Consider the following 21,925-nt stretch of genomic DNA (forward strand, 5'->3'; position numbering starts at 1 on the left):
TTAAAATTAGTGAGTTTAGTCACAGGATTATCGTGCGTCCTGCAAGTACTGGCGCAGCCAGCTTCCGGCGACGCCGGGCGGGGTTCGTTTGTTCCATACCAGATCGATGGCAATCGACCTCGGCCAGCCCGGCACGTTCAGCTGCACCAGCGATTTCGACGCGGCAAATTCGTCGACCAGCGCGCAGGGTAACGCGCACCAGCCAAAGCCCTGTACCGCCATGCTCAGCAGTAACAGATAATTCGGCGCAGACCAGACCGGCCCGCGCGAAAGGGGCGCTTCCCGTTCAAGATAGGTGCTCAGCCGCAGCTCGCGCCAGCCATGCAGCTCGTCCGCCTGCGTCTCATGTTGCCCTGCCAGAGGATGTCCGGCAGAAACGTAGATGGCCATCCGCGTCTGCATAGGCAGACGGGTCGCGCCAATATCGGTCGGGTAGCTGTCGCGCGCTTCCGTCAGGCCAATTTGCGCCCGCTCCTTTTGCAGCAGATCGATCACGTCCTCCTCTTCTCCAATCAGGCACTCAAATTCCGTGTGCGGAAAACGCTGGTCGAACTGGCTCATCATCTCTTCCAGCACGGCCGGGTTAAGCGTATCGGAGAGAACAAAGGTAAAACGCGCCTCCGTTTGCGCGGTTAACGATACGGCCAGCTCATCCAGGCGCGCGCTGGCGGCGAGTATCGACTGGACATAGCCCAGCACCTGTTCACCCTGGGCGGTTAATACCGGGTGACGCGCCGAGCGATCGAACAGCTCAAAGCCAAGGTCAGCTTCAAGGTTGGCAATGGAGGTGCTGATGGTGGACTGGCTTTTACGCAGCCGCCGTGCCGCAGCAGAAAACGAACCTGCGGCGACAGTTTCAACAAACGCGGTCAGTGCTTCGGGAGAGTAACGCATGATGTATCTACTTTATCGATGGATACCATCTTTTATATATCACCTTAAACGATAAGAATAGGCGGCATCAACGCCCATACTGGCGTCTATATGAGGTAAATATGCAATATCAGGATGCACTCCAACGTAAATTGCCGGAGCGGATCTTCCATGCCGTCTGTTTTGAAGGCATTGCTACGGCGATCCTCGCCCCGACGGCCGCGTGGCTAATGCAGCGCTCGGTGGTTGAAATGGGGGGGCTCACCATTATTCTGGCGACCACGGCAATGCTCTGGAACATTATCTATAACTTTGGCTTCGACCGTTTCTGGCCCGTCCAGCGGGTGAAGCGCACGGCGAAAGTGCGCGCCCTGCATGCCCTGGGTTTTGAATGCGGCTTTATTGTGATTGGCGTAACCATCGTTGCCGCCGTGCTGGGCGTGACGCTGCTCCAGGCTTTTACCCTGGAAATTGGTTTCTTTCTGTTCTTCCTGCCGTACACCATGCTTTACAACTGGGCGTACGACACCCTGCGGGAGAAAATCATCAAGCGCCGCCAGCAACGACGCGCCCTGGCAAGCGAATAACCTTCCGGCCGGAGACCTGCTCCGGCCCACCCCCTGCGAAGCAACGGCGACCTCAACGCATAATTATGGTAAATTGCACTCCTTTTTGTTCGTTTTATAGTTGATACGTTGCTCTAATGTCGAAAATTTGGTCAAAAGAAGAGACTCTCTGGAGTTTCGCCCTCTACGGCACTGCCGTGGGCGCAGGAACCCTGTTCTTGCCCATTCAGCTCGGCTCTGCTGGCGCGATTGTCCTGCTGATCACCGCCCTTGTGGCGTATCCCTTAACCTACTGGCCGCATAAAGCGCTGGCGCAATTTATTCTGTCGTCGAAGACGAAAGGCAACGAAGGGATCACCGGTGCCGTTTCGCATTACTACGGCAAAAAGATCGGCAACCTGATCACCACACTCTATTTTGTGGCCTTCTTTGTGGTAGTTCTGATTTACGCGGTGGCGATAACCAACTCACTCACTGAACAGCTGGCGAAACGGATGACGGTGGATACCGGCATGCGGATGCTGGTGAGCTTTGGCGTAGTGCTGATTTTGAATCTGATCTTCCTGATGGGGCGGCACATCACCATTAAGGTGATGGGTTTCCTTGTCTTTCCGCTGATCGCCTATTTCCTGTTTGTCTCGCTGTATCTGACGGGCAGCTGGCAGCCGTCGCTGCTGACCAGCCAGATGGCCTTCGACCAGCATACGCTGCACCAGGTGTGGATTTCGATCCCGGTGATGGTTTTCGCTTTTAGCCATACTCCGATCATCTCGACCTTCGCCGTAGACCGTCGCGAGAAATACGGTGAAGAGGCGATGGGTAAATGCAAAAAAATCATGAAAGTGGCGTACCTGATCATCTGCCTCAGCGTGCTGTTCTTTGTGTTCAGCTGCCTGCTTTCGATTCCACCGTCGTATATCGTGGCGGCAAAAGAGGAAGGGGTGACGATCCTGTCCGCGCTGTCGATGATGCCATCGTCCCCGGCATGGCTGGGCATTTCCGGCATTATCGTGGCGATTATTGCGATGTCGAAATCGTTCCTCGGCACCTATTTTGGCGTGATTGAAGGGGCAACGGAAATTGTGAAATCGTCGCTGAATCAGGTGGGTGTGAAGAAAAGCCGCGCCTTTAACCGCGCGATTTCGATTCTCGGCGTGTCGCTGATTACCTTTGCGGTCTGCTGCATCAACCCGAATGCGATCTCAATGATTTATGCCATCAGCGGTCCGCTTATCGCCATGATCCTGTTCATCATGCCGACGCTGTCGACGTACCTGATCCCGTCATTAAAACCGTACCGCTCCATCGGTAACCTGCTGACGCTGATTGTGGGTGTGCTGTGTGTGTCGGTGATGTTTGTGGGTTGAGTATGCTGCCCGGCGCAATGCCGGGCATCTGTTTTACGCCCGAATATCGTCATACTCCCGCGTATTATCAAACTCATGCTTCGCAAATGGACACAGCGGGATAATTTTACGATTCTCACCGCGCATCTTCTCTACCACCTTCGCCACCAGCTGTTTACCCACACCCTGCCCTTTCAGGCTCGGATCCACATCGGTGTGCTCAATGATGCTCAGATGCTCGCCGGTCGGGACAAAGACGATCTCCGCTACCTGATTGCCTTCGGCGTCGTTGACGTAAAACTTGTTATGGCCTTCAAGAATTTCCATGGTTCCTCGCTTATTTTTGGCGGTACTTCAGCGCACCGCTCGGGCAGGTATCAATTACGCGCATAACCGTTTCTGCATCTACTTCATCCGGCGCGATCCATGGTTTACGCTTCAGATCGAACAGCTTCGCGCTGCCGCGCACGCAGTTGCCCGAGTGTTTGCAGATCCCGGTGTTGAAATAGACATCGATTTTCTCACCGGTATAGGCCCGGTACCCCGCATCCAGTAGCTCCTGATCCATGACATTGCCTCTGTAATTATTGTGGTGACAAAAGAAGCATACCCTCACCCGATCCGCCTGACCACGTCAAAAACGAGGTTTAGCCACACTCTTTTCAGCGCATGACTTCGTCACGTTCATAGGATTATTCCGAATACAAAAACACCCGTTGCGAAGATATATTTTTGCGCTGTGTCAATTCTTGTAATAATTCCCGCCACGTTCACATTAGGATTATTAGCTAAGCGCAATCTTAACCTCCGGTTTTATTTTCATCTAACTGATGGATTTCCCATTCGTTTTTAAAACTCGTAACGAAGCGGTATTTCTTCATTCCCTGCAAAATTACCGTAAAACAACCCAGACAAGAAATTTGACTCTTCTCACATAACGACTAATGTTAATTTCTGAACGACAACTGATACGAATTACTTATCGTATCTCCTGACATAAACGCAACATGAGGGTTGATATATGGCAGAGCAACATCGTGGTGGTTCCGGTAATTTCGCTGAAGACCGTGAAAAGGCATCAGAAGCTGGACGTAAAGGCGGCCAGCACAGCGGCGGTAATTTCAAAAACGATCCGCAACGCGCATCTGAAGCGGGTAAGAAAGGGGGACAGAGCAGTCACGGCGGAGGCCGTAAATCTGATAACTCCTGATCTTATTTAAAGCTCTTATAAATATACCGAGAGCATGCTGCGGGCCCGTCGGCTCGCAGTACCTTCCCTTTATTTCACTGGAGCGAAAATATGAATATGAAAACTGTTGAAGATGTATTTATTCACCTGTTATCCGACACCTACAGCGCTGAGAAGCAGCTGACCCGCGCGCTAAGCAAATTAGCTCGCGCCGCATCCAGCGAGAAGCTGAGTGCCGCGTTCACGGCTCACCTCGAAGAGACGCAGGGACAGATCGAACGTATCGATCAGATTATTGAGCAGGAATCCGGCCTCAAACTGAAGCGCATGAAATGCGTTGCGATGGAAGGCTTAATTGAAGAAGCCAACGAAGTTATTGAGAGCACTGAGAAAAATGAAGTACGTGACGCTGCATTAATTGCCGCAGCTCAGAAAGTTGAACACTACGAAATTGCCAGCTACGGCACCCTGGCCACCCTGGCTGAACAATTAGGCTATAAAAAAGCCGTTAAACTTCTTGCCGAAACGCTGGAAGAAGAAAAAGAAACCGATCTCAAATTAACCGATCTGGCTGTCGGTAATATTAATCAAAAAGCCCAGAAAGGATAATTAATATCTGATGAGCATCAGCACCAAAAATTAACCAGAAAATAAATCACAGGAGTTAATTATGAATCATGTAGAACACTACCATGATTGGCTACGCGATGCCCATGCGATGGAAAAGCAAGCCGAATCCATGCTGGAATCAATGGCCAGCCGTATTGATAATTATCCCGACTTACGTGCACGAATTGAACAACACGTTAATGAAACTAAACACCAAATTACCGTGCTGGAAGAAATTCTCGACCGCAATGATATTTCCCGTTCGGTCATAAAAGATTCCATGAGCAAAATGGCGGCGCTCGGCCAGTCCATTGGCGGCATGTTCCCTTCCGACGAAATTGTTAAAGGCTCCATCAGCGGCTACGTTTTTGAGCAGTTTGAAATTGCCTGCTACACCTCTCTGCTGGCTGCGGCCAAACAAGCAGGCGATACCGCCTCCATTCCAGCCCTTGAATCCATTCTGGAAGAAGAGCGCCAGATGGCAGACTGGCTGCTCCAGCATATTCCACAGACGACGGAACAGTTCCTGCTGCGCTCCGACGCGGACGGCGTTGAAGCGAAAAAATAACGAAATAGGGAGAATGTATGTTTCGACACGTAAAACAGCTGCAATACACGGTACGCGTAGCCGAACCGAATCCGGGCCTGGCCAATCTTCTGCTTGAGCAGTTTGGCGGGCCACAGGGCGAACTTGCCGCGGCATGTCGTTACTTTACGCAAGGATTAAGCGACGACGATCCCGGTCGTAAAGATATGCTGATGGATATCGCGACCGAGGAGTTAAGTCACCTGGAAATTATCGGCACCCTGGTGGGTATGCTCAATAAGGGTGCGAAAGGCGAACTGGCGGAAGGCGTTGAAAATGAAGCGGAACTGTACCGCTCCATGACCGAGAACGGCAACGACAGTCATATCACCTCCCTGCTCTACGGCGGCGGTACTCCGCTTACTAACTCCGCAGGCGTACCGTGGACGGCGGCGTACGTGGATACCATTGGCGAACCGACCGCGGATCTGCGCTCTAACATAGCGGCCGAGGCGCGCGCCAAAATTATCTACGAACGGCTTATTAACGTAACGGACGATCCGGGTGTTAAAGATGCGCTGGCGTTTTTAATGACGCGTGAGGCAGCACACCAGCTCTCGTTTGAGAAGGCGCTCCAGTCGATCCGTAACAATTTCCCACCAGGTAAATTGCCGCCAATCGAAGAGTACACCAACAAGTACTACAATATGTCTGAGGGGGGAGAAGTTCGCGGCAGCTGGAACAGCGATAAGCACTTCGACTACGTGGAATCTCCTCAGCCAGCGGTCGATGGCGGTGACGGCGGCGCAAGCGTAACGCTCACTACAGAGCAGGAAACGCTGGTCAAAGCGATGTGCGCACGCACGAAATCCGACCCCAATGCCGATCCGCTTACCGGTGCCGAGCTTGGCGCAGGTAAGAAAAAACCGTAACCGGTTTTGCCAGGCAGCCTGAGGCTGTCTGGCAATGCCTTGTGCGTTATCAGTTCCAGAGGTACGGAGCATGTTCGAGCTTGATGCGTTTCATCTGGCCAGGATACAGTTCGCCTTTACCGTCTCTTTTCATATTCTCTTCCCGGCGATCACCATCGGGCTTGCGAGCTATCTGGTGGTTCTCGAAGGCATGTGGCTTCGCACCAAAAATGATGTCTGGCGCTCGCTATACCATTTCTGGCTGAAAATTTTCGCCGTCAACTTTGGTATGGGCGTGGTTTCCGGGCTGGTCATGGCTTACCAGTTTGGGACTAACTGGAGCGGCTTTTCCCAGTTCGCAGGCAGCATAACCGGCCCTCTGCTCACCTATGAAGTACTAACCGCCTTCTTCCTGGAAGCTGGTTTCTTAGGCGTAATGCTGTTCGGCTGGAATAAGGTCGGCCCCGGCCTGCACTTCTTTGCCACCTGCATGGTGGCGCTGGGCACGCTGATGTCCACCTTCTGGATCCTCGCCTCCAACAGCTGGATGCACACCCCGCAGGGCTTCAGTATTCAGAACGGTCAGGTCATTCCCGAAGACTGGCTGGCCATTATCTTTAACCCCTCATTCCCTTACCGCCTGATCCATATGTCCATCGCCGCCTTCCTGTGCAGCGCCTTGTTTGTGGGCGCATCCGGGGCATGGCATCTGCTGCGGGGTAACGATACGCCCGCTATTCGCACAATGTTCTCCATGGCCATGTGGATGGCGCTGCTGGTCGCGCCCATTCAGGCCGTGGTTGGGGATATGCACGGCCTGAATACGCTTGAGCACCAGCCTGCCAAAATCGCCGCGATTGAAGGCCACTGGGAAAACCCGCCCGGCGAGGCCACCCCGCTGCTGTTGTTTGGCGTACCGGATATGGAAGAGGAACGCACCAAATACGGGCTTGAAATTCCCGCGCTCGGCAGCCTGATCCTGACGCACAGCCTGGATAAACAGGTCCCGGCGCTGAAGGATTTCCCGAAAGAGGACCGCCCTAACTCGCTCATCGTCTTCTGGTCCTTCCGCATTATGGTCGGCATGGGGCTGCTGATGATTACCCTTGGCGTGCTGAGCGTCTGGCTGCGCTATCGCCGTCGACTCTATCACTCGCGGCCATTCCACTGGTTTGCCCTCTGTATGGGGCCTGCCGGACTGCTCGCGCTGCTCGCCGGGTGGGTCACCACCGAAGTGGGCCGCCAGCCGTGGGTCGTTTACGGCTATCTGCGCACGATAGATGCGGTGTCTCTGCACAGCACGTTGCAGATGAGCATCAGCCTGCTGGCCTTTATCGTGGTCTACTGTTCGGTGTTTGGCGTGGGTTATGTGTATCTCGCCCGGTTGATTAAGAAAGGTCCGCAGCCTGTGGGCACGCTAACGTCTAATACGTCGGGCACTCCTGCCCGTCCGCTGTCCGCCGCCGAGTCCGTTCCGGAAGAGGAGAAGATCTGATGGGCGTCGATATCCCGGTCATCTGGTTTGCCATTATTGTCTTCGCCACGCTGATGTACATCATCATGGACGGTTTCGATCTCGGTATCGGCATGCTGTTCAGCTTTGTGGGCGATGCCAAAGAGCGCGACGTGATGGTGAACAGCGTCGCCCCGGTCTGGGACGGAAATGAAACCTGGCTGGTTCTCGGCGGTGCAGGGTTGTTCGGCGCGTTTCCGCTGGCCTACGCAGTGATTATCGATGCCCTGACCATCCCGCTGACGGCCATGCTGATCGGGCTAATTTTCCGCGGGGTGGCGTTTGAGTTTCGCTTTAAGGCGACCCCTTCACACCGCAAATTCTGGGACTACTCCTTTGCCGGCGGTTCCCTGCTGGCAACCTTCAGCCAGGGGATCGTGGTTGGCGCGATGATCAACGGCTTTGACGTGGAAGGGCGTCGCTTTGTGGGCTCCTCGCTGGACTGGTTCACCCCGTTTAATCTGTTCTGCGGGCTGGGCTTAATTGTCGCCTATACCCTGCTGGCTACCACGTGGCTGATCATGAAAAGCGAAGGCGCGCTGCAAAACCGGATGCGCGAGCTGACCCGCCACGTGCTGCTGGCGCTGATTGCCGTTATTGCGGTGGTAAGTATCTGGACCCCGCTCGGCTGGCAGTTTGTCGCCGAGCGCTGGTTTACTCTGCCTAACTTCTTCTGGTTCCTGCCAGTTCCGGTTCTGGTCGCGGTATTCAGCCTGTGGATCTGGCGGCTGACGCGCAATCCTTACAGCCATGCCCGTCCGTTCCTGTTAACGCTGGGCCTGATCTTCCTCGGCTTTAGCGGCCTGGGCATCAGCCTGTGGCCACACATTATTCCGCCGCACATCACCCTGTGGGAAGCCGCCGCGCCGCCTGCCAGCCAGCTGTTTATGCTGATTGGTACGCTGTTAATCATCCCGGTGATCCTGGTTTATACCGCCTGGAGCTATTACGTCTTCCGGGGCAAAGTGTCTGATACCGAAGGTTATCATTAAGGATTGCTATGGCAGGCTGGCATACACGCGCCATTATTTACCAGATTGATACCGCCCTGTTTTACGATCTTAACGGCGATGGCTGTGGCGACATCGCCGGAATCACCGCGAAGCTGCGCTACATCCGTCGGATGGGCGCGACGGTTATCTGGATCACCCCGTTTTACCTCACGCCTTTTCTCGATGAAGGCTATGACGTGAGCGACCATTTGCAGGTCGATCCCCGCTTCGGCAAGCTCAACGATATCATCGCCTTTATTGAACAGGCGCGGGAGCTGGGGATGCAGGTCATTATTGAGCTGCTGATCCAGCATACCTCGGATGCGCATCCCTGGTTTCAACAGGCCCGCCGCAACCCCCAGTCACCCTACCGTGACTATTACCTGTGGTCCGACACGGATGACGACGATACGCCACCGATGTTCCCCGGCGTGGAGAAGAGCATCTGGACATGGGACGACGAGGCGGGGCAATACTACCGGCATATGTTTTATCACCACGAGCCGGATCTCAATCTGGCCTCCCCTGCGGTGCTAAAGGAGATTGAGAACATCATCATCTTCTGGCTAAAGCTCGGGGTGTCGGGCTTTCGCCTGGATGCGGCATCGCACCTGACAAAACAGGCCGGACGTGGGGATGAAAAACGCGGCCTGTGGATCCTGGAGCATCTGCGCCGTCTTATCGGGCAGCGTAACCCGGACGCGATCCTGCTCGGCGAAGTCGACGTGGAGGTCGAGGCCTACAAAGATTATTTTGGTCAGAACGACCGGCTCAACCTGGTGCTGAATTTCTGGCTCAATAAGTACTTTTACGTCAGCCTGGCAGAGAAGAGCGCACGACCGCTGCGCAACGCGGTGAAGAAGATGATTGTGCCGCCGGACTCCTGCTGCTTCGCCAACTGGCTGCGCAATCATGATGAGCTGGATCTGGAAGGGATAGGAAAAAAAGCGAAGCAGACCGTCATCGATACCTTTGCCCCTGACGAAGAGATGAGTGTGTATCAGCGAGGTATCCGCCGCCGTCTGGCGCCGATGCTTAATGGCGATCGAAAGCGGCTGGCCTTTTGCCATGCGGTCTTGTTTTCGCTGCCGGGCGTACCGGTCATGCGCTACGGGGATGAGATTGGCATGGGGGATGATTTGGATCTGGAGGAGCGTTACGCCGTACGCACCCCGATGCAGTGGGCCGGATCGCAAGGCGGCGGTTTCTCAGATGCCGACCCGGAAACTTTTGTCGCCCCGATGATTGACCACGGCCCGTACCGCTATCAAAAAATCAACGTGGCGGATTCGCTGTTGCACCGCAACTCACTCCTGCACTGCATTATCGATATCGCCAATACGCGCTCGGAGTTCCCTGAGATCGGCGTCGCGCCGTTTCGTCTTATTAATATCGACAGCGATGCGGTACTGGGGCTCTATTACGAAACCGACACGCGCAGCATTCTGACCTTCGTTAACTTCAGCGATAAGCCCGTTAATTTTACCGCCAGAGGGATCCGGCATGCGACCTGGACCGCCTGCCTGGCGGACAAACGCTACGACGACGCGCTGGTGTGCGGCAAAACCGTCGCGCTTAACCTCAGCGGCTATGGCTACCGCTGGTTCTGGACCGATCGTACCGCACTGCGCTGATTATCGTCTCCGCGAGAGCAGCAGACGGGCCACGATCGCGCCCGTGACGGCAAGGGAGCCGAGCAGCACTTTCCCCGGCATGCCGGAGGTGACGCTGATAGCGCGCTCTTTTGCTTCGTCGGTGAAGTGCCCGTGGATTTTATGCAGGTCGTTAACCGGCTGATCCAGATAGTCCTGACGGTCATCCGCATTTAACGTATCGGTCATCTGCCCTTCCCAGGCCTTTTTAACCATCAGCCGATCCAGAAAGCCGGGGAAAAGAAATTGCCCGACAATCGACTGGACGGTGCTGCTGCCCACCCACAGTTCCCGCACCGGTTTCTGCGCCACCTTAAAAATAGCGCTGGCAGCTACTTCCGGCTGAAAAACGGGAGGAACCGGGCGCATCGCCCAGGCAAATTTATTCCTCGCCCACTCGAACTGCGGCGTATTGAGGCCCGGCATCTGTACCATTGCGATCTGCACCCGGCTGTTTTCATGCATCAGTTCGGTGCGCACGGCATCGGTAAATCCGCGGATTGCGGCTTTCGCCCCGCAGTAGGCTGACTGCAAGGGAATGGAACGGTAGGCCAGCGCGGAGCCAACCTGAATAATCGTTCCGCGATCGCGTGGGGTCATTAACTCCAGCGCGGCGCGGGTGCCGTTAACATACCCCAGATAGGTCACCTCGGTGACGCGGCGAAACTCCTCAGGCGACATGGTGCGAAACGGCGCCAGCATCCCGCCCATAGCGTTATTCACCCAGACATCGATGGCCCCAAGCCGGTATTCAATCTCGTTAGCAGCATCGGTCACCGCCTTGCTGTCGGCCACGTCGGCCTGAACGGCACGGGCGTTGATCCCAAAACGGCGCAACTCCTCTTCTGTGGAGCGCAGGCTCTGCTCGTCGCGGGCAATGATGCCCACATCGTAGCCCGCTTTGGCAAAGTGCAGCGCCGTGGCTTTCCCCACGCCCGCCGTACCGCCGGTAATAACGATCACAGCCATAGCCTTTCCCCTTGTTTCAGACGTTATCCCAGCCGGAGAGTATTTCGATCAGTTCAGACAGGGAATAACGCACCGCTTTATCCACCACATCCTGACATTCACCGGAAAACAGCACGGTGCGGGTTTCCGTCTTTCCGCGAATATTCCAGCCGAAGCAGACCGTACCGGCTGCGGTGCCATCGTCTCCGCCTTCCGGTCCCGCATAGCCGCTGATGGCAAGGCCGATATCCGCCTCGGCAATTTCGCGAATTTTAGCGGCCATCTCGGTCACCGTTTGTTCACTGACGGCGGTGAAGCGCTCAATGGTTTCGTGCCGCACGCCGAGGATCCTCTCCTTCGCCGCATCGCTGAACACCACCATGCCAACGTCATAAAATTCCGCCGTGTTCTCTTCGGCACAAAGCGCAACCGCGAGATTGCCGCCGGTACAGGACTCTGCGGTGGTTAACCGCAAACCTCTGTCCGTAAGCTGAGTGGCGAGCTTTTTCGTCAGCTCGCTGATGGTGCTGTTGCTGTCGTGAATAAGGTTGCTCATCGCGTTGCCCCTTAATTTTCGTCAGGAATAATAGAAATATGACCATTACGCTCAAGAATAGCGTATTTAATCTCCTTCAATTCTGTAATACCGTGATTCTGGCGGGCTGATACCAATATATCATCACAGGACACATTGACCTTTTTCAGTTTATCGGCAAGGGGAACACCGTTCTCCACCAATATCACCGGCGTGCCATCAAGAATATTCTCAACAGTGGAAAAATATTTTTTCAGCAGGCCAAAAATAATATCAACCACCACCAGTGTTGTTATTGTAATCATCGCGCCGGTGACGGAAAAATCTTCGCCAAGCAGCGCCTGTTGTGTCGCTTCACTGATAATTAAGAGCAAAATAAGGTCAAAACTGGTCATTTGTAGCAGAGCGCGTCGCCCGGCAACTTTAAACACAATGACCAGAAACAGGTAAATTGCCAGGGCACGAAAAACCATGTCCATATTCGACTCCTAGGGGTAAATAAACTGCCAGAAATGGATATCTGGCTCGTTGTTTACGCGGATGCTGTTTGTCCACTTCCCTGCTTTTGACGGCGTGGTAAATAACAAAACGGTAAATTTATCGGTCTGTTGTAAACGATCGTAGACGAGAAACAGGGTATTCCCCCGGCTGTACATGCTGTCCGGCTGTGGCCAAACGCTGCCTGGCTCATACGCGTCGCTGCTTTCGCTGGTCATGCTGAGGGTATATTTCCCCTCAGACGTCACCGGAAACGTCAGTGCCATCCGCGATTCGGTCTGGCGGCGACCGAAGCGCTCATAGCTCAGGGTCAGGGATTTTGCTTCGTTTGTTTTCTCCACGTCGCTGACCGCGCCGCTGGAAAACAGGCCGGCTATCGCGGCCACGATAATAGCTAACAGCACAATAAAACCCACCTGGCGAAATGCATACTCAAACGTCAGTAAACGGCTACTCTCTTTTATCCCAGGCACTTTTTCATTTTTTGGTTCCATGGCTGTGGTCACCGTTTCGCTTAATTGCCGAAATTTTTGATTTTTCTGTGCAAATGCTTTTAAGACTTATCACATTTGCCACATAAAGGAATAGCAACAATACTTAATAAGTCAAGACATCCAAAATGAAGGGTATCAGATGAAATTATCAGTGATTTCAGCCTTGTTTATATTAATTATCCCTACTGCATGGGCAGATAATAACGGCGGGTTACAAAAGGGTGATGCGCCGCCACCGCCGCATGCGCTGGACAGCGGTTATCGTGGTACCGATGATGCGCGCATTATGACTATTACTCAGGCGAAAGAGATGCATGATGGTGCCTCTATTTCATTGCGCGGCAATCTTATTGATGGCAATGGCGATAAATACGTATTCCAGGATAAAACCGGGAAAATCGACGTTATTATCCCGAAAGCCGTATTTGACGACAGAACCGTGGAACCTGACAACATGATCAGTATTAGCGGCTCGCTCGATAAAAAATCATCCCCACCCGTAGTGCGGGTCAGCCACTTGCAAAAATAATTCAGCGAAGCGTTAACGCTGTAACTATCCATCAAATCTCACCCCTAACAAGGAGTTAGCTATGAGTGATAATGAACAACGTACGAACGCTTACCCAACGCCACCTTTCCCGGAGCAGCCTCAGACGCCACCGGGCCTGGCCTCAGAGATGAAACCCGTACCCGACCACGGCGAGAAGAGCTACAAAGGGCATGGTCGTCTTGCCGGTAAGAAGGCGCTAATTACTGGGGGCGATTCCGGCATTGGACGCGCGGTAGCCATTGCCTATGCCCGCGAAGGGGCAGATGTCGCGATTAACTATTTGCCGGAAGAGGAAGAAGACGCAGCGGAAGTCATCGCCCTGATTAAAGCGGAAGGGCGGAATGCCGTCGCGCTTCGGGGCGATGTGCGGGACGAAACTTTTTGTCAGAACCTGGTGGAGCAGGCCGTCTCAAAACTGGGCGGGCTGGATATCCTGGTGAATAACGCAGGCCGCCAGCAGTACCGTGAGTCGCTGGAAGAACTGACCACGGAAGATTTTGACGCGACCTTTAAGACCAACGTCTATGCGCCTTTCTGGATCACAAAGGCGGCGTTGCGCCATATGAAAGCCCCTGCTTCCATCATTAACACCTCCTCCGTTCAGGCGGTTAAACCGAGCGCCGTACTGCTTGACTATGCGCAGACCAAAGCCTGTCTCGCGGTGTTCACCAAAGCGCTGGCGAAACAGCTGGGACCGAAGGGGATCCGCGTGAACGCGGTAGCGCCGGGACCTTACTGGACCGTGCTTCAGCCCAGCGGTGGGCAGCCACAGGAAAAAGTGAAACATTTTGGCGAGAGTACCCCTCTGGGACGCCCGGGACAGCCCGTGGAGATCGCACCGCTGTATGTCACCCTGGCCTCGGATGAGTGTTCATACACCTCCGGGCAGGTGTGGTGTTCAGACGGCGGGGATGGCGTCATCTAGCGCTCAAGGCGCGCAGAGTGTAGGCCGGGTAAGGCGAAGCCGCCACCCGGCAAATTGTTGCAGGCGAATGCTAAAGGGCTGCGAAAGCAGCCCTTTTTACGTTTAAGGGGTGACGACAGGAAACCAGAAGCTGAAGCTCTCCATGCAGCGCAGCATTTCGTTTACCTTCGCGGCATTGCCGACGATCGTCACCTCTCCTGCCTGTTGCGCCTTTTTCAACGTGGTCTCTTTGAGGATGATTTTATTCAGCGTTTCGCGGCTGAGCGTGATGGTTGCATCCGGATCTTCTGCCTGAGCGTTGGCGATATGGTTCAGCACGCCATTCTCCAGCTCCAGCTTGTACCTGCCGCCCTCGCGACCCAGATCAACGTTAAAAATCCCTCTGGCATTCGCAGCTCTGACGCCGTTAAGGTGAACGCCGAAGTAGTCAAAAATCATCTCAGTCGACATGGCACGAACCGCATCCGGGCTGGCGGTATTGGGCGTCGGCATCCTCTCCACGCCGTTACGCAACTCCTGCGCACCGGTGAGGTAGGCGTTACGCCAGGGTCCTGACTCGGCCTGGTATCCCAGCTGTTCAACCGCGTCCGCTTCCAGTTCGCGCGCCGCCTTATTATTTGGATCGGCAAAAACGACTTTATTCATCACCTGCGCCACCCAGCGGTAATTTCCCCGGGCATAATCAACCCGGGCTTTTTCAAGGATCGCGCGGGCTCCGCCCATGTAATCGACATATTTTTTCGCTGCCTCGACCGGAGGCAGTTCATTGAGCGTCGCCGGATTTCCGTCGAACCAGCCAAGATAGTAGACATAGGTAGCTTTGACATTGTTGCTTACCGAGCCGTAATAGCCACGGCCTGCCCAGGATTTTGCCAGCCCGTAAGGCAGGGCGAAATTAGCGGCTATCTCATCCCTCGTCAGCCCTTTATTCGCCAGCCTCAGCGTCTGGTCGTTGATATAGCGGTAGATATCACGCTGGCTTTTCATCAGCTTCACCACTTTCTTATTACCCCATGTGGGCCAGTGGTGCTGCGCGATAATAATTTCCGCTTTATCCCCCCAACGATCGAGGGCGTTATTGATGTATTTTGACCATGCCAGCGGATCGTGTATTTTCGCCCCGCGCAGCGAGTAAGTATTGTGCAGGGTGTGAGTGACATTCTCCGCTGCTTCAATCAGCTTTTTCTCTTCCACATACCAGAGCATTTCAGACGGCGCTTCCGACCCCGGCGCCAGCATAAAATCATAGGTGAGACCGTCGATGATCTCTTTCTGCCCGTCTTCGGTAATGGCGTGAGTGGGCGCGATAAGCGTGACCGTCCCGGCTGAGGTGGTAGTCCCCAGACCCGCCCCTACCTGACCTTTTACATTGGCCTTTAACAGGTTTCCGTAGATATAACTGGCACGGCGGCTCATGGCATTTCCGGCCATGATATTTTCCGATATCGCCTCTTCCATAAAACCTGCTGGAGCATAGACTTTCACTTTGCCGGTTATCACTCCCGCTTCATCGACTACACCACGCACGCCGCCATAATGATCGACATGACTATGGGTATAAATAACGGCAACAACCGGGCGTTTGCCACGATGTTGAACGTAAAGATCCATGCCCGCTTTGGCCGTTTCCGCAGACACCAGCGGATCGATAACCGTGATCCCCTCTTTGCCCTCTATAATCGTCATATTCGACAGATCGAGGTTGCGGATCTGGTAGACGCCTTCCGTGACCTCAAACAGACCGCCAATATTATTCAGCTGCGCCTGACGCCACAGGCTCGGGTTGACGGTATCCGGCGCTTTTTGCCCTTCTTTGATAAAAGCGTATTTCTGGGGGTTCCAGATAACGGCGCCTTTTTCGCCTTTAATCACCGCGGGTGGCAGCGGGGCAATAAAGCCTTTGTGCGCATTTCGGAAATCGGTCTTATCAAAGAAGGGCAGTTGACCATAAAGTGCATCATTCATCTCTTTCGTATGGGCAGTGGCTCCCTTCCCTTCCTTTTGTGCCAGGACAGGCAATGAGGTCAACGACACTAATAGCAGACCAGCAACGGCCATCGCACTAACGAGAGTTTTAAATTTCATACTTCCTCGAGGAGTTATATTCACGCTGGCGGTACATGGGGGGAAAGGAGGCTATCACCAGGCTTATCTTTAACCTATGGAAATAACGTTTATAAATAAATTAGTTTATTCTTTCGTCGCTGCATCCTTAAGGGATAATGCTGAGTCCAGTTATTTCCCCGGAGTGATTCGATGAAGAGCCTGCCGTTCTTTTTCGCTGTATTAACCCTCAGCACATTAACAGCCTGTAGTTCTCCCCAACCAGACAATGTTGAAAAAATTAATCATCTGCAAATTCCACTGGTGTTGCCGGGGGAAAAACCGCCGCAGGCACAGATATCGCATATCGCGTCTCTTTATCAGGAAAATAAACAGCAGATCGAGACCTTAACGCGCAGCGTAAAATCACAGTATCTACAGGACACCACCGCAAAAGAAATTTTTGTTGCGGACAGTGACGTTCAACGCGTCTATGCCTCGCTGACCAAACTGGAACAGTTAGATATGGTTAATCAGCAATACCTGAAAGATAATAATGTCACGGGCCTGCAAAATATTCATATCATTCTTGAACCGTTATTCACCAGCTGAAAATAAAAAACCCGGCAACATAAGCAGCCGGGTTTTTATTAATGGGCATATCACGGGCATCAGTCGTACTGACCAAAGCGATAGCTAAGCCCTGCGGTGACGGAACTCAGGTCGCTGCTCACGCCGATCTGGTTAACATTGCCCACGTTGCTTACCCACTGATACTCCAGGCGGCCCGCCCAGTTTTTATTGAAAGCGTATTCAGTACCCACGGCTGCAAGCGGGCGCACACCGGTTTCAAAACGATTGTGACCACTTACATCGGATTCAGCGCGATAGCCCATTGCGCCGGCACGGCCGTAAATATCCCAGTCACTGGTCAGGGCATAACTGGCCTTCAGAGACATTTGCAGCCCCTGCGTCTTCATTTGCGCCCCGGCGCCATGCTGACCTTTAATCTGCATGTTGCCTAAATAATCATAACCACCTTCTACCGCAAGCCATGGGGTAATCTGATAACCCGTATAAACACCCCCGCCGACATTATCATGGTTAAAATCGAAGTGATCGGAATGTGTGTTCTCAAACGCTTTTGAACCCATATTGGTATCAAAATAGTGAGACCAGCCGAATTTAGCCCCGCTATACCAGGTGCCCGCATCAGCGGCGGCGAACGCGGAAGTGGCGGTAAATGCATTAGCCATAATCAATGCGATAACTGTCTTTTTCATAAATATACCGTTTACTTGATAATGTTAAATCTGAGAAAGCAAACGATATAGAAAATTAACGGTAGCGTTAATTGCATTTCTGTTTAATTTTAAACTTCCGCTAGAATGACTCGGGTAAATGTCTGACCTCAAGCAGATATCCACCGCGCTTAAAGGCGATATATTCCCCCTGCTTAAGGGCAGATAATACATTGAGTATACTGCTGCGAGAGAGCAGCGTACGATCCTGGATATATTCCAGAATCGTGGTACGCAAACGCGTCTCTTCCGGGAGCAAAATCATTTCCTGAAGGTGGTTACGAATAACGGAATAGGTACGCTGCTGGAGTACCTGGGCATCACGGAATATTAAATAGGCCGTATGGTATGAGAGCAGCGCGGCGACATCCTCCCAGACGCCCTCGGCACGAAACAACTCAGCCGCCTTGTCCGCATCGAGACGTAAAATAGTCGACTCTCTTTCAGCACGGAGAAGGTGCCCCTGCGTAGGCTGGATCATCTCTGCAATACCAAACAAATGCGGCTCGTAAACGGTCACTACCACCAGTCCATCCGAAGCCCGCAGCAGGGACAGCTCTCCTTCCAGAAAGAGGTACATCTGCTGTTTCCCCTTCCGTAACCAGGTGAGTCGCTTACGCGGAACAACGTGCACTTTCTCCGCTATCGGCTCAAGGATGGCGGTCAGTCTTTCGATGGATTTTTCGGGTCGAACAGGCGGTAAAATATGCATGGTACAACCTTCTGACATTCAATATCTGCCATTATAGACCATATATTTTAAGCGGTTAGCCGATCAAAACTGATAGCTGTAGTTGACGCTGGCAAACCAAAGATAAGGATGATCGTAACTTCCGGCAAACGCCGTCGGGGATTTCACATGCGACGACTGCATATGAAGATACGACACGGCAATACCAATATTGCTGGCCGGGGTGATCTGATACTGGGCTCCCGTGCCAAATCGCCACTCATCCCCGGTGGGTAAAGTTAAGGCCACATCACTCTGACTCTCATACGGCGAGCTGTCGAACGCCACACCGATATTCAGTCGCCACTGAGGTGTTGGACGATACTGCACGCCCACCGCGCCGTGCCACGTATCCTTCAGGCGGCTGACGTTGTTCAGTTGCCGATCCCCAACGACGATTTGCGGGGCACCGAACTGGCTCCAGTCCTGCCAGCCGAGATCGCCCATAACCGACCACCGAGGGTTAATATCATGCACAAGACTGAGCATGATTTGCTGCGGCGCGCTGATTTGTGCCGACACCGGGAGGTCGTAGGCACCATTCTGTACTCGAGCTTTGCCGTTAACAGAGTAGCGATAGTTCGTCTCGCTGTTCCATGTAATACCGGCTCGCGTCTGGTCGGTCAGTTGCATGAGTAGCCCAAGCCGATAGCTCATGGCCCAGTCCTCATCATGCTGCCGATAGTCATTATCATTAACGTTGCGGGTCAGCGAGAAATAACCGTAATTAACGTTGGCGGACGCCCCTATTGAGAGTCGGTCGTTGAGCTTGTATGCCAGTGACGGACTGAGCGTCATTGCAACCAGGGTACTCTTTTTAATCAGCCTGTCGCCCGCCCAGCTACCGTAATCGATCCCCAGACCGTAATTACCGTAAAGCCCGATCCCGGCATAAAGATCGTCGTTTATCTTCTGGCTATAAAAGGCGCTGGCATTCGGGATGGTTTTCATCACGTCGCCGGGGCTTTGATGGGCATGGTTATCCAGCTGGTTGTCGATGGAGCCATCCATAACCTGTAACCCGCCAGTGACCATATGATCCGGCAGGCGCGTCATGCCAGCAGGGTTGGTCATGATTGTCGAGGCGTCCTGCGCACGAGCCGCCTGCCCTGCTCCGGCAAGCGCGGTATCTTCGGTGCCGGCTTCATAAAAATAGAGGGCGCTGGCATGGGCACTGGAGGCGGCAAATAAGCCCGCGCACAGGAGGAGTCGTGTTTTCATCTGCGATCCGGGAAATAAAAAATTTGCCGACAGATATAACAGGGGCGCCTGATGACGTAAAAAGGAAGAGGGTTTAATTTTAAATTATGCGCGGTTCAGCCCCTCTTAATATCTCTGACAATTCAGCGACGTCCGGAATAAGGCGCCGCTACGTCCTGCACCTGTAATACGTTCAGGTACAGGACGATAAAATCCAGGAATTTTGTTCAGGTTTATCCGGCCTTACTTATAATGCTCCAGATTGGTTTCCGGGCCCGTTCTGGCAATTTCCTGAGCTTTGCCGAAACTTTCAATCAGGCACTTATATTCCGGACAGACATGCTCTGCCAGGATCTCAGCAAAGCGAGAACCTTCCGCGCGGTTCCAGGTTCTCATTAATTCAGCGACAATGGCAAACGTATCGGTAGGGATCGCCCCCGCCTGAGCCACGCGCGCGATGGTGGTATCGGTCGCGATTTTGGACCAGTTCCCCGAGGCATCCACAACACAGTAAACCTTATACCCCTCCTGGACAGCGCTAACCGCAGGGAACGCCATGCAGACGCTGGTAAGCGTGCCGGCAATAATCAGGGTCTTTCTGCCCGTCTTTTCCACTTCCTTCACAAACGCCGGATTATCCCAGGTATTAATCTGCCCGGTGCGTGGAACATACACGGCATGGGGTGCATATTTGTGAATTTCCGGGATGAGCGGGCCATTGGGACCGTCAGGAACAGAGGCCGTGGTGATCACCGGGATATTTAAAAGCGTGGCAACTTTGGCTATCGCTGTCACATAATTACGAAGGTCTGGTACAGACACATCACGTACCGTGTTGAATAAGCCACTCTGATGGTCGATGAGTAAAATTACAGCGTCATCAGTATCAATCATACCGTTTGTAGCAGCCATATTTCTTTCCTCATGATTTCTTTTACATTGCCGTCAACTCTCCCGGCTCCGCGATTTTACATGCACATGGTCAGGGTATAATGCATTGATAAATCCTAATGAATAGTAGTCCGATCCGGTCTGAATACCGCATCATTTCAGGACAATTTCTGGCACGGTACGCTGAGCCATCGACGCTGACGGAAAGCCCTCGTGAGGAGAAGAGATCTTTACAATGCCGTTACGCGGCCATTCGTATTCGCTCGGCTGAAGGCAAGCGTTACTCACTACTGGGATCGCCCTTATCCTCCCGCATGGATTCGATAAACTCCCGTTGCTCCTCTGTGAGTTCAAGCTCATTCAGCAAGCGATCTAACTCTTCTTCAGGTGATTCCTTTTGGTTCTTTCTCTTCCCGGTAGCCATACTCACCCTTGAGTTATTAGGATTAATCTCAGGGTATCCAGGGTACAGGAAATGTGCAACTTAGCGTGTTATGCCATGGGTGATTCGTCGTTTAGCAGAAGAAGATTAAAAGCATAGCAAATCACCCTTTACGCATAAAAATTCAGTGTTAGCATGGAGGTGCTTAATTTTTTCCGGAGATAGCTATGCTGGACATAACTCATTTTGGGCTTTTCGCCCTGTCTGTATTTCTCCTTTCCGTTACACCTGGGCCTGATATAGCCTACGTGGTAGGTCAAAGCGTGGTTAATGGAAGACGAGCGGGAATTATCTCTGCCGCTGGAGTAGCATTAGGTAGTTGCACACATGCAATTGCAAGCGCTGTGGGATTAACCGCGTTGATAACAGCATCTCCGATGATGTTCACCATCATTAAGTCTCTCGGTGCGGCTTATCTGATGTATCTCGGTAGTAAGATGATTTGGGGAACGCTGACAAAGCAAACCACTAATCACAACGAAGCTGAAAGCGTTAAGGCAAAAGCGACTCTGACGAGTCTACTTACTAAAGGTTTCATAACTACCTTAACCAACCCGAAGGTACTGTTATTCTTCATCTCCTTTTTCCCTCAATTCGTTGCGCCTGGAAGCGAGCACCAGACAGCTTCTTTTCTACTCCTGGGTATGACCTACGCATTGATCGCTTTTATGACTGATTTAACGTTCGCCGTACTTGCAGGTAGTGCAGCTGGAACCGTTTCGCAAAACAGAAGGTTGCAGAAAATACTGGATAGAATTGTTGGTGTAACATTCATTGGATTAGGGCTCAGGTTGGCGTTTACACGCCGTTAAGAATATGGGGCGTTCAGCCCCTTATTCTTTGGGATAAGAAAATTCAGCAGTGACTAAATGTGACCCTGATTTATCAGATTGGACGTCATACGCGAAGTTATACCGCTCTCCAGGTGTAAACTTAAATCCGAACACAGGAAGACACCCGCCCTTTTGAACATACACGGGCTTATCATCAAAAATCTTGTGAAGAGAGTCGCTATTATCACTGTTGATTTGGATAGCAGTGATCCGTTCCTGTGGCTCCAGTGGTGACACCACACAAACTTGATTATCTTTGATAAATGCCGTTGTAGATTCACGATCTACCATTCGATCACCAGGCCCAGGGCATCCCGTCAAGAGGAATACAACACCCAGCAACATTTTGTTCTTCATG

27 protein-coding genes are annotated in these 21,925 nt (G+C 52.8%); 13 read left to right on the forward strand and 14 right to left on the reverse strand.

Features of this window, described 5'->3' with window-relative positions:
• Nucleotides 1-27: 27 nt before the first annotated feature.
• Nucleotides 28-894, reverse strand: a complete 867-nt coding sequence (locus tag ACOTYH_RS10885) for a LysR family transcriptional regulator (RefSeq protein WP_015571771.1) — start codon at nt 892-894, stop codon at nt 28-30.
• 101 nt (nt 895-995) lie between these two features.
• On the opposite strand from ACOTYH_RS10885, the gene ACOTYH_RS10890 reads away from it, so the two are divergent.
• Together ACOTYH_RS10890 and ACOTYH_RS10895 are read left to right on the forward strand one after the other, a co-directional pair.
• On the forward strand, nt 996-1,460 hold the full coding sequence (locus tag ACOTYH_RS10890; protein WP_017382868.1) for a multidrug/biocide efflux PACE transporter: 465 nt from the start codon (nt 996-998) through the stop codon (nt 1,458-1,460).
• A gap of 116 nt (nt 1,461-1,576) precedes the next feature.
• Nucleotides 1,577-2,806, forward strand: a complete 1,230-nt coding sequence (locus ACOTYH_RS10895) for an amino acid permease (RefSeq protein ID WP_015571773.1) — start codon at nt 1,577-1,579, stop codon at nt 2,804-2,806.
• Between the two features lie 33 nt (nt 2,807-2,839).
• Here ACOTYH_RS10895 and ACOTYH_RS10900 read toward each other — a convergent pair whose 3' ends face one another.
• A complete protein-coding gene (locus ACOTYH_RS10900) occupies nt 2,840-3,112 on the reverse strand; it encodes a GNAT family N-acetyltransferase (RefSeq protein ID WP_003862848.1) in 273 nt (90 codons plus the stop codon).
• A 10-nt stretch (nt 3,113-3,122) separates the two neighbouring features.
• A complete protein-coding gene (yjdI, locus tag ACOTYH_RS10905; protein ID WP_015571774.1) occupies nt 3,123-3,353 on the reverse strand; it encodes a 4Fe-4S mono-cluster protein YjdI in 231 nt (76 codons plus the stop codon).
• Nucleotides 3,354-3,806: 453 nt separating this feature from the next.
• On the opposite strand from yjdI, the gene ACOTYH_RS10910 reads away from it, so the two are divergent.
• The 7 genes from ACOTYH_RS10910 to ACOTYH_RS10940 all read left to right on the forward strand — a co-directional run bounded on the left by ACOTYH_RS10910 (nt 3,807) and on the right by ACOTYH_RS10940 (nt 10,159).
• Nucleotides 3,807-3,995, forward strand: coding sequence for a general stress protein (locus ACOTYH_RS10910; protein ID WP_015571775.1), 189 nt, complete (start codon nt 3,807-3,809; stop codon nt 3,993-3,995).
• Between the two features lie 90 nt (nt 3,996-4,085).
• Entirely contained in the window at nt 4,086-4,583 is a 498-nt protein-coding gene (locus ACOTYH_RS10915) for a ferritin-like domain-containing protein (protein WP_003862851.1), read from the forward strand.
• 61 nt (nt 4,584-4,644) lie between these two features.
• Entirely contained in the window at nt 4,645-5,151 is a 507-nt protein-coding gene (locus ACOTYH_RS10920) for a ferritin-like domain-containing protein (protein ID WP_017382870.1), read from the forward strand.
• Between the two features lie 17 nt (nt 5,152-5,168).
• Entirely contained in the window at nt 5,169-6,041 is an 873-nt protein-coding gene (locus ACOTYH_RS10925) for a manganese catalase family protein (protein ID WP_015571777.1), read from the forward strand.
• A gap of 70 nt (nt 6,042-6,111) precedes the next feature.
• On the forward strand, nt 6,112-7,515 hold the full coding sequence (locus ACOTYH_RS10930; protein ID WP_017382872.1) for a cytochrome ubiquinol oxidase subunit I: 1,404 nt from the start codon (nt 6,112-6,114) through the stop codon (nt 7,513-7,515).
• Nucleotides 7,515-8,525, forward strand: a complete 1,011-nt coding sequence (gene cydB / locus ACOTYH_RS10935; RefSeq protein ID WP_421637733.1) for a cytochrome d ubiquinol oxidase subunit II — start codon at nt 7,515-7,517, stop codon at nt 8,523-8,525. Before ACOTYH_RS10930 ends, cydB begins: the two co-directional genes overlap by 1 nt.
• Before the next feature lie 8 nt (nt 8,526-8,533).
• Complete coding sequence (locus ACOTYH_RS10940; RefSeq protein WP_368740739.1) at nt 8,534-10,159, forward strand: alpha-amylase family protein; 1,626 nt, start codon at nt 8,534-8,536, stop codon at nt 10,157-10,159.
• Here the strand turns inward: ACOTYH_RS10940 and ACOTYH_RS10945 are convergent, their stop codons facing one another.
• The 4 genes from ACOTYH_RS10945 to ACOTYH_RS10960 are packed head-to-tail and all read right to left on the reverse strand — an operon-like array spanning nt 10,160 to nt 12,652.
• On the reverse strand, nt 10,160-11,146 hold the full coding sequence (locus ACOTYH_RS10945; RefSeq protein WP_015571781.1) for an SDR family oxidoreductase: 987 nt from the start codon (nt 11,144-11,146) through the stop codon (nt 10,160-10,162). It lies immediately after the preceding gene.
• Nucleotides 11,147-11,162: 16 nt separating this feature from the next.
• On the reverse strand, nt 11,163-11,681 hold the full coding sequence (locus tag ACOTYH_RS10950; protein ID WP_017382875.1) for a 2-oxo-tetronate isomerase: 519 nt from the start codon (nt 11,679-11,681) through the stop codon (nt 11,163-11,165).
• An 11-nt stretch (nt 11,682-11,692) separates the two neighbouring features.
• On the reverse strand, nt 11,693-12,139 hold the full coding sequence (locus tag ACOTYH_RS10955; RefSeq protein ID WP_421637734.1) for a DUF421 domain-containing protein: 447 nt from the start codon (nt 12,137-12,139) through the stop codon (nt 11,693-11,695).
• A 9-nt stretch (nt 12,140-12,148) separates the two neighbouring features.
• Nucleotides 12,149-12,652, reverse strand: coding sequence for a hypothetical protein (locus ACOTYH_RS10960; protein WP_058689558.1), 504 nt, complete (start codon nt 12,650-12,652; stop codon nt 12,149-12,151).
• A 139-nt stretch (nt 12,653-12,791) separates the two neighbouring features.
• Here ACOTYH_RS10960 and ACOTYH_RS10965 point away from each other — a divergent pair, with 139 nt between their 5' ends.
• Nucleotides 12,792-13,181, forward strand: coding sequence for a YdeI family stress tolerance OB fold protein (locus tag ACOTYH_RS10965; protein WP_032649404.1), 390 nt, complete (start codon nt 12,792-12,794; stop codon nt 13,179-13,181).
• 61 nt (nt 13,182-13,242) lie between these two features.
• Entirely contained in the window at nt 13,243-14,127 is an 885-nt protein-coding gene (locus tag ACOTYH_RS10970; protein ID WP_421637735.1) for an SDR family oxidoreductase, read from the forward strand.
• 102 nt (nt 14,128-14,229) lie between these two features.
• Here the strand turns inward: ACOTYH_RS10970 and ACOTYH_RS10975 are convergent, their stop codons facing one another.
• A complete protein-coding gene (locus tag ACOTYH_RS10975) occupies nt 14,230-16,212 on the reverse strand; it encodes an alkyl/aryl-sulfatase (protein WP_421637736.1) in 1,983 nt (660 codons plus the stop codon).
• Nucleotides 16,213-16,383: 171 nt separating this feature from the next.
• On the opposite strand from ACOTYH_RS10975, the gene ACOTYH_RS10980 reads away from it, so the two are divergent.
• Entirely contained in the window at nt 16,384-16,782 is a 399-nt protein-coding gene (locus tag ACOTYH_RS10980) for a hypothetical protein (protein WP_045330801.1), read from the forward strand.
• A gap of 59 nt (nt 16,783-16,841) precedes the next feature.
• Here the strand turns inward: ACOTYH_RS10980 and ACOTYH_RS10985 are convergent, their stop codons facing one another.
• From ACOTYH_RS10985 to ACOTYH_RS11005, 5 genes are all read right to left on the reverse strand, one after another.
• Entirely contained in the window at nt 16,842-17,453 is a 612-nt protein-coding gene (locus ACOTYH_RS10985; RefSeq protein ID WP_023295375.1) for an outer membrane beta-barrel protein, read from the reverse strand.
• Nucleotides 17,454-17,553: 100 nt separating this feature from the next.
• Entirely contained in the window at nt 17,554-18,183 is a 630-nt protein-coding gene (locus tag ACOTYH_RS10990; RefSeq protein ID WP_015571785.1) for a winged helix-turn-helix transcriptional regulator, read from the reverse strand.
• Nucleotides 18,184-18,246: 63 nt separating this feature from the next.
• Nucleotides 18,247-19,422, reverse strand: coding sequence for an OmpP1/FadL family transporter (locus tag ACOTYH_RS10995; RefSeq protein WP_045910758.1), 1,176 nt, complete (start codon nt 19,420-19,422; stop codon nt 18,247-18,249).
• A gap of 222 nt (nt 19,423-19,644) precedes the next feature.
• Nucleotides 19,645-20,313, reverse strand: a complete 669-nt coding sequence (locus tag ACOTYH_RS11000) for an isochorismatase family protein (protein ID WP_150390929.1) — start codon at nt 20,311-20,313, stop codon at nt 19,645-19,647.
• 259 nt (nt 20,314-20,572) lie between these two features.
• Nucleotides 20,573-20,716: a hypothetical protein gene (locus ACOTYH_RS11005; protein WP_032654893.1), complete on the reverse strand. Its 144-nt coding sequence runs from the start codon at nt 20,714-20,716 to the stop codon at nt 20,573-20,575.
• A 185-nt stretch (nt 20,717-20,901) separates the two neighbouring features.
• On the opposite strand from ACOTYH_RS11005, the gene ACOTYH_RS11010 reads away from it, so the two are divergent.
• Nucleotides 20,902-21,546 (forward strand): LysE family translocator, encoded by a 645-nt coding sequence (locus tag ACOTYH_RS11010; protein ID WP_033487624.1) that lies wholly within the window; start codon nt 20,902-20,904, stop codon nt 21,544-21,546.
• 21 nt (nt 21,547-21,567) lie between these two features.
• Here the strand turns inward: ACOTYH_RS11010 and ACOTYH_RS11015 are convergent, their stop codons facing one another.
• Entirely contained in the window at nt 21,568-21,924 is a 357-nt protein-coding gene (locus ACOTYH_RS11015; RefSeq protein WP_033487625.1) for a putative T6SS immunity periplasmic lipoprotein, read from the reverse strand.
• Between the last annotated feature and the right edge of the window lies 1 nt (nt 21,925).

The organism is Enterobacter cloacae complex sp. SHL001 (assembly GCF_049236825.1).
GTDB lineage: Bacteria > Pseudomonadota > Gammaproteobacteria > Enterobacterales > Enterobacteriaceae > Enterobacter > Enterobacter hormaechei_C.

Bases quoted from the DNA above. Each gene is read 5' to 3' on its own strand.
- ACOTYH_RS11015 (WP_033487625.1), bottom strand. From the start codon at position 21,924: ATGAAGAACAAAATGTTGCTGGGTGTTGTATTCCTCTTGACGGGATGC.
- ACOTYH_RS10975 (WP_421637736.1), bottom strand. From the start codon at position 16,212: ATGAAATTTAAAACTCTCGTTAGTGCGATGGCCGTTGCTGGTCTGCTA.
- ACOTYH_RS10960 (WP_058689558.1), bottom strand. From the start codon at position 12,652: ATGGAACCAAAAAATGAAAAAGTGCCTGGGATAAAAGAGAGTAGCCGT.
- ACOTYH_RS10980 (WP_045330801.1), top strand. From the start codon at position 16,384: ATGAAGAGCCTGCCGTTCTTTTTCGCTGTATTAACCCTCAGCACATTA.
- ACOTYH_RS10955 (WP_421637734.1), bottom strand. From the start codon at position 12,139: ATGGACATGGTTTTTCGTGCCCTGGCAATTTACCTGTTTCTGGTCATT.
- ACOTYH_RS10885 (WP_015571771.1), bottom strand. From the start codon at position 894: ATGCGTTACTCTCCCGAAGCACTGACCGCGTTTGTTGAAACTGTCGCC.
- ACOTYH_RS11010 (WP_033487624.1), top strand. From the start codon at position 20,902: ATGCTGGACATAACTCATTTTGGGCTTTTCGCCCTGTCTGTATTTCTC.
- ACOTYH_RS10990 (WP_015571785.1), bottom strand. From the start codon at position 18,183: ATGCATATTTTACCGCCTGTTCGACCCGAAAAATCCATCGAAAGACTG.
- ACOTYH_RS10915 (WP_003862851.1), top strand. From the start codon at position 4,086: ATGAATATGAAAACTGTTGAAGATGTATTTATTCACCTGTTATCCGAC.
- ACOTYH_RS10940 (WP_368740739.1), top strand. From the start codon at position 8,534: ATGGCAGGCTGGCATACACGCGCCATTATTTACCAGATTGATACCGCC.
- ACOTYH_RS10900 (WP_003862848.1), bottom strand. From the start codon at position 3,112: ATGGAAATTCTTGAAGGCCATAACAAGTTTTACGTCAACGACGCCGAA.
- ACOTYH_RS10965 (WP_032649404.1), top strand. From the start codon at position 12,792: ATGAAATTATCAGTGATTTCAGCCTTGTTTATATTAATTATCCCTACT.
- ACOTYH_RS10895 (WP_015571773.1), top strand. From the start codon at position 1,577: ATGTCGAAAATTTGGTCAAAAGAAGAGACTCTCTGGAGTTTCGCCCTC.
- ACOTYH_RS10920 (WP_017382870.1), top strand. From the start codon at position 4,645: ATGAATCATGTAGAACACTACCATGATTGGCTACGCGATGCCCATGCG.
- yjdI (WP_015571774.1), bottom strand. From the start codon at position 3,353: ATGGATCAGGAGCTACTGGATGCGGGGTACCGGGCCTATACCGGTGAG.
- ACOTYH_RS10925 (WP_015571777.1), top strand. From the start codon at position 5,169: ATGTTTCGACACGTAAAACAGCTGCAATACACGGTACGCGTAGCCGAA.
- ACOTYH_RS10970 (WP_421637735.1), top strand. From the start codon at position 13,243: ATGAGTGATAATGAACAACGTACGAACGCTTACCCAACGCCACCTTTC.
- ACOTYH_RS10910 (WP_015571775.1), top strand. From the start codon at position 3,807: ATGGCAGAGCAACATCGTGGTGGTTCCGGTAATTTCGCTGAAGACCGT.
- cydB (WP_421637733.1), top strand. From the start codon at position 7,515: ATGGGCGTCGATATCCCGGTCATCTGGTTTGCCATTATTGTCTTCGCC.
- ACOTYH_RS11005 (WP_032654893.1), bottom strand. From the start codon at position 20,716: ATGGCTACCGGGAAGAGAAAGAACCAAAAGGAATCACCTGAAGAAGAG.
- ACOTYH_RS10890 (WP_017382868.1), top strand. From the start codon at position 996: ATGCAATATCAGGATGCACTCCAACGTAAATTGCCGGAGCGGATCTTC.
- ACOTYH_RS10985 (WP_023295375.1), bottom strand. From the start codon at position 17,453: ATGAAAAAGACAGTTATCGCATTGATTATGGCTAATGCATTTACCGCC.
- ACOTYH_RS10995 (WP_045910758.1), bottom strand. From the start codon at position 19,422: ATGAAAACACGACTCCTCCTGTGCGCGGGCTTATTTGCCGCCTCCAGT.
- ACOTYH_RS11000 (WP_150390929.1), bottom strand. From the start codon at position 20,313: ATGGCTGCTACAAACGGTATGATTGATACTGATGACGCTGTAATTTTA.
- ACOTYH_RS10930 (WP_017382872.1), top strand. From the start codon at position 6,112: ATGTTCGAGCTTGATGCGTTTCATCTGGCCAGGATACAGTTCGCCTTT.
- ACOTYH_RS10950 (WP_017382875.1), bottom strand. From the start codon at position 11,681: ATGAGCAACCTTATTCACGACAGCAACAGCACCATCAGCGAGCTGACG.
- ACOTYH_RS10945 (WP_015571781.1), bottom strand. From the start codon at position 11,146: ATGGCTGTGATCGTTATTACCGGCGGTACGGCGGGCGTGGGGAAAGCC.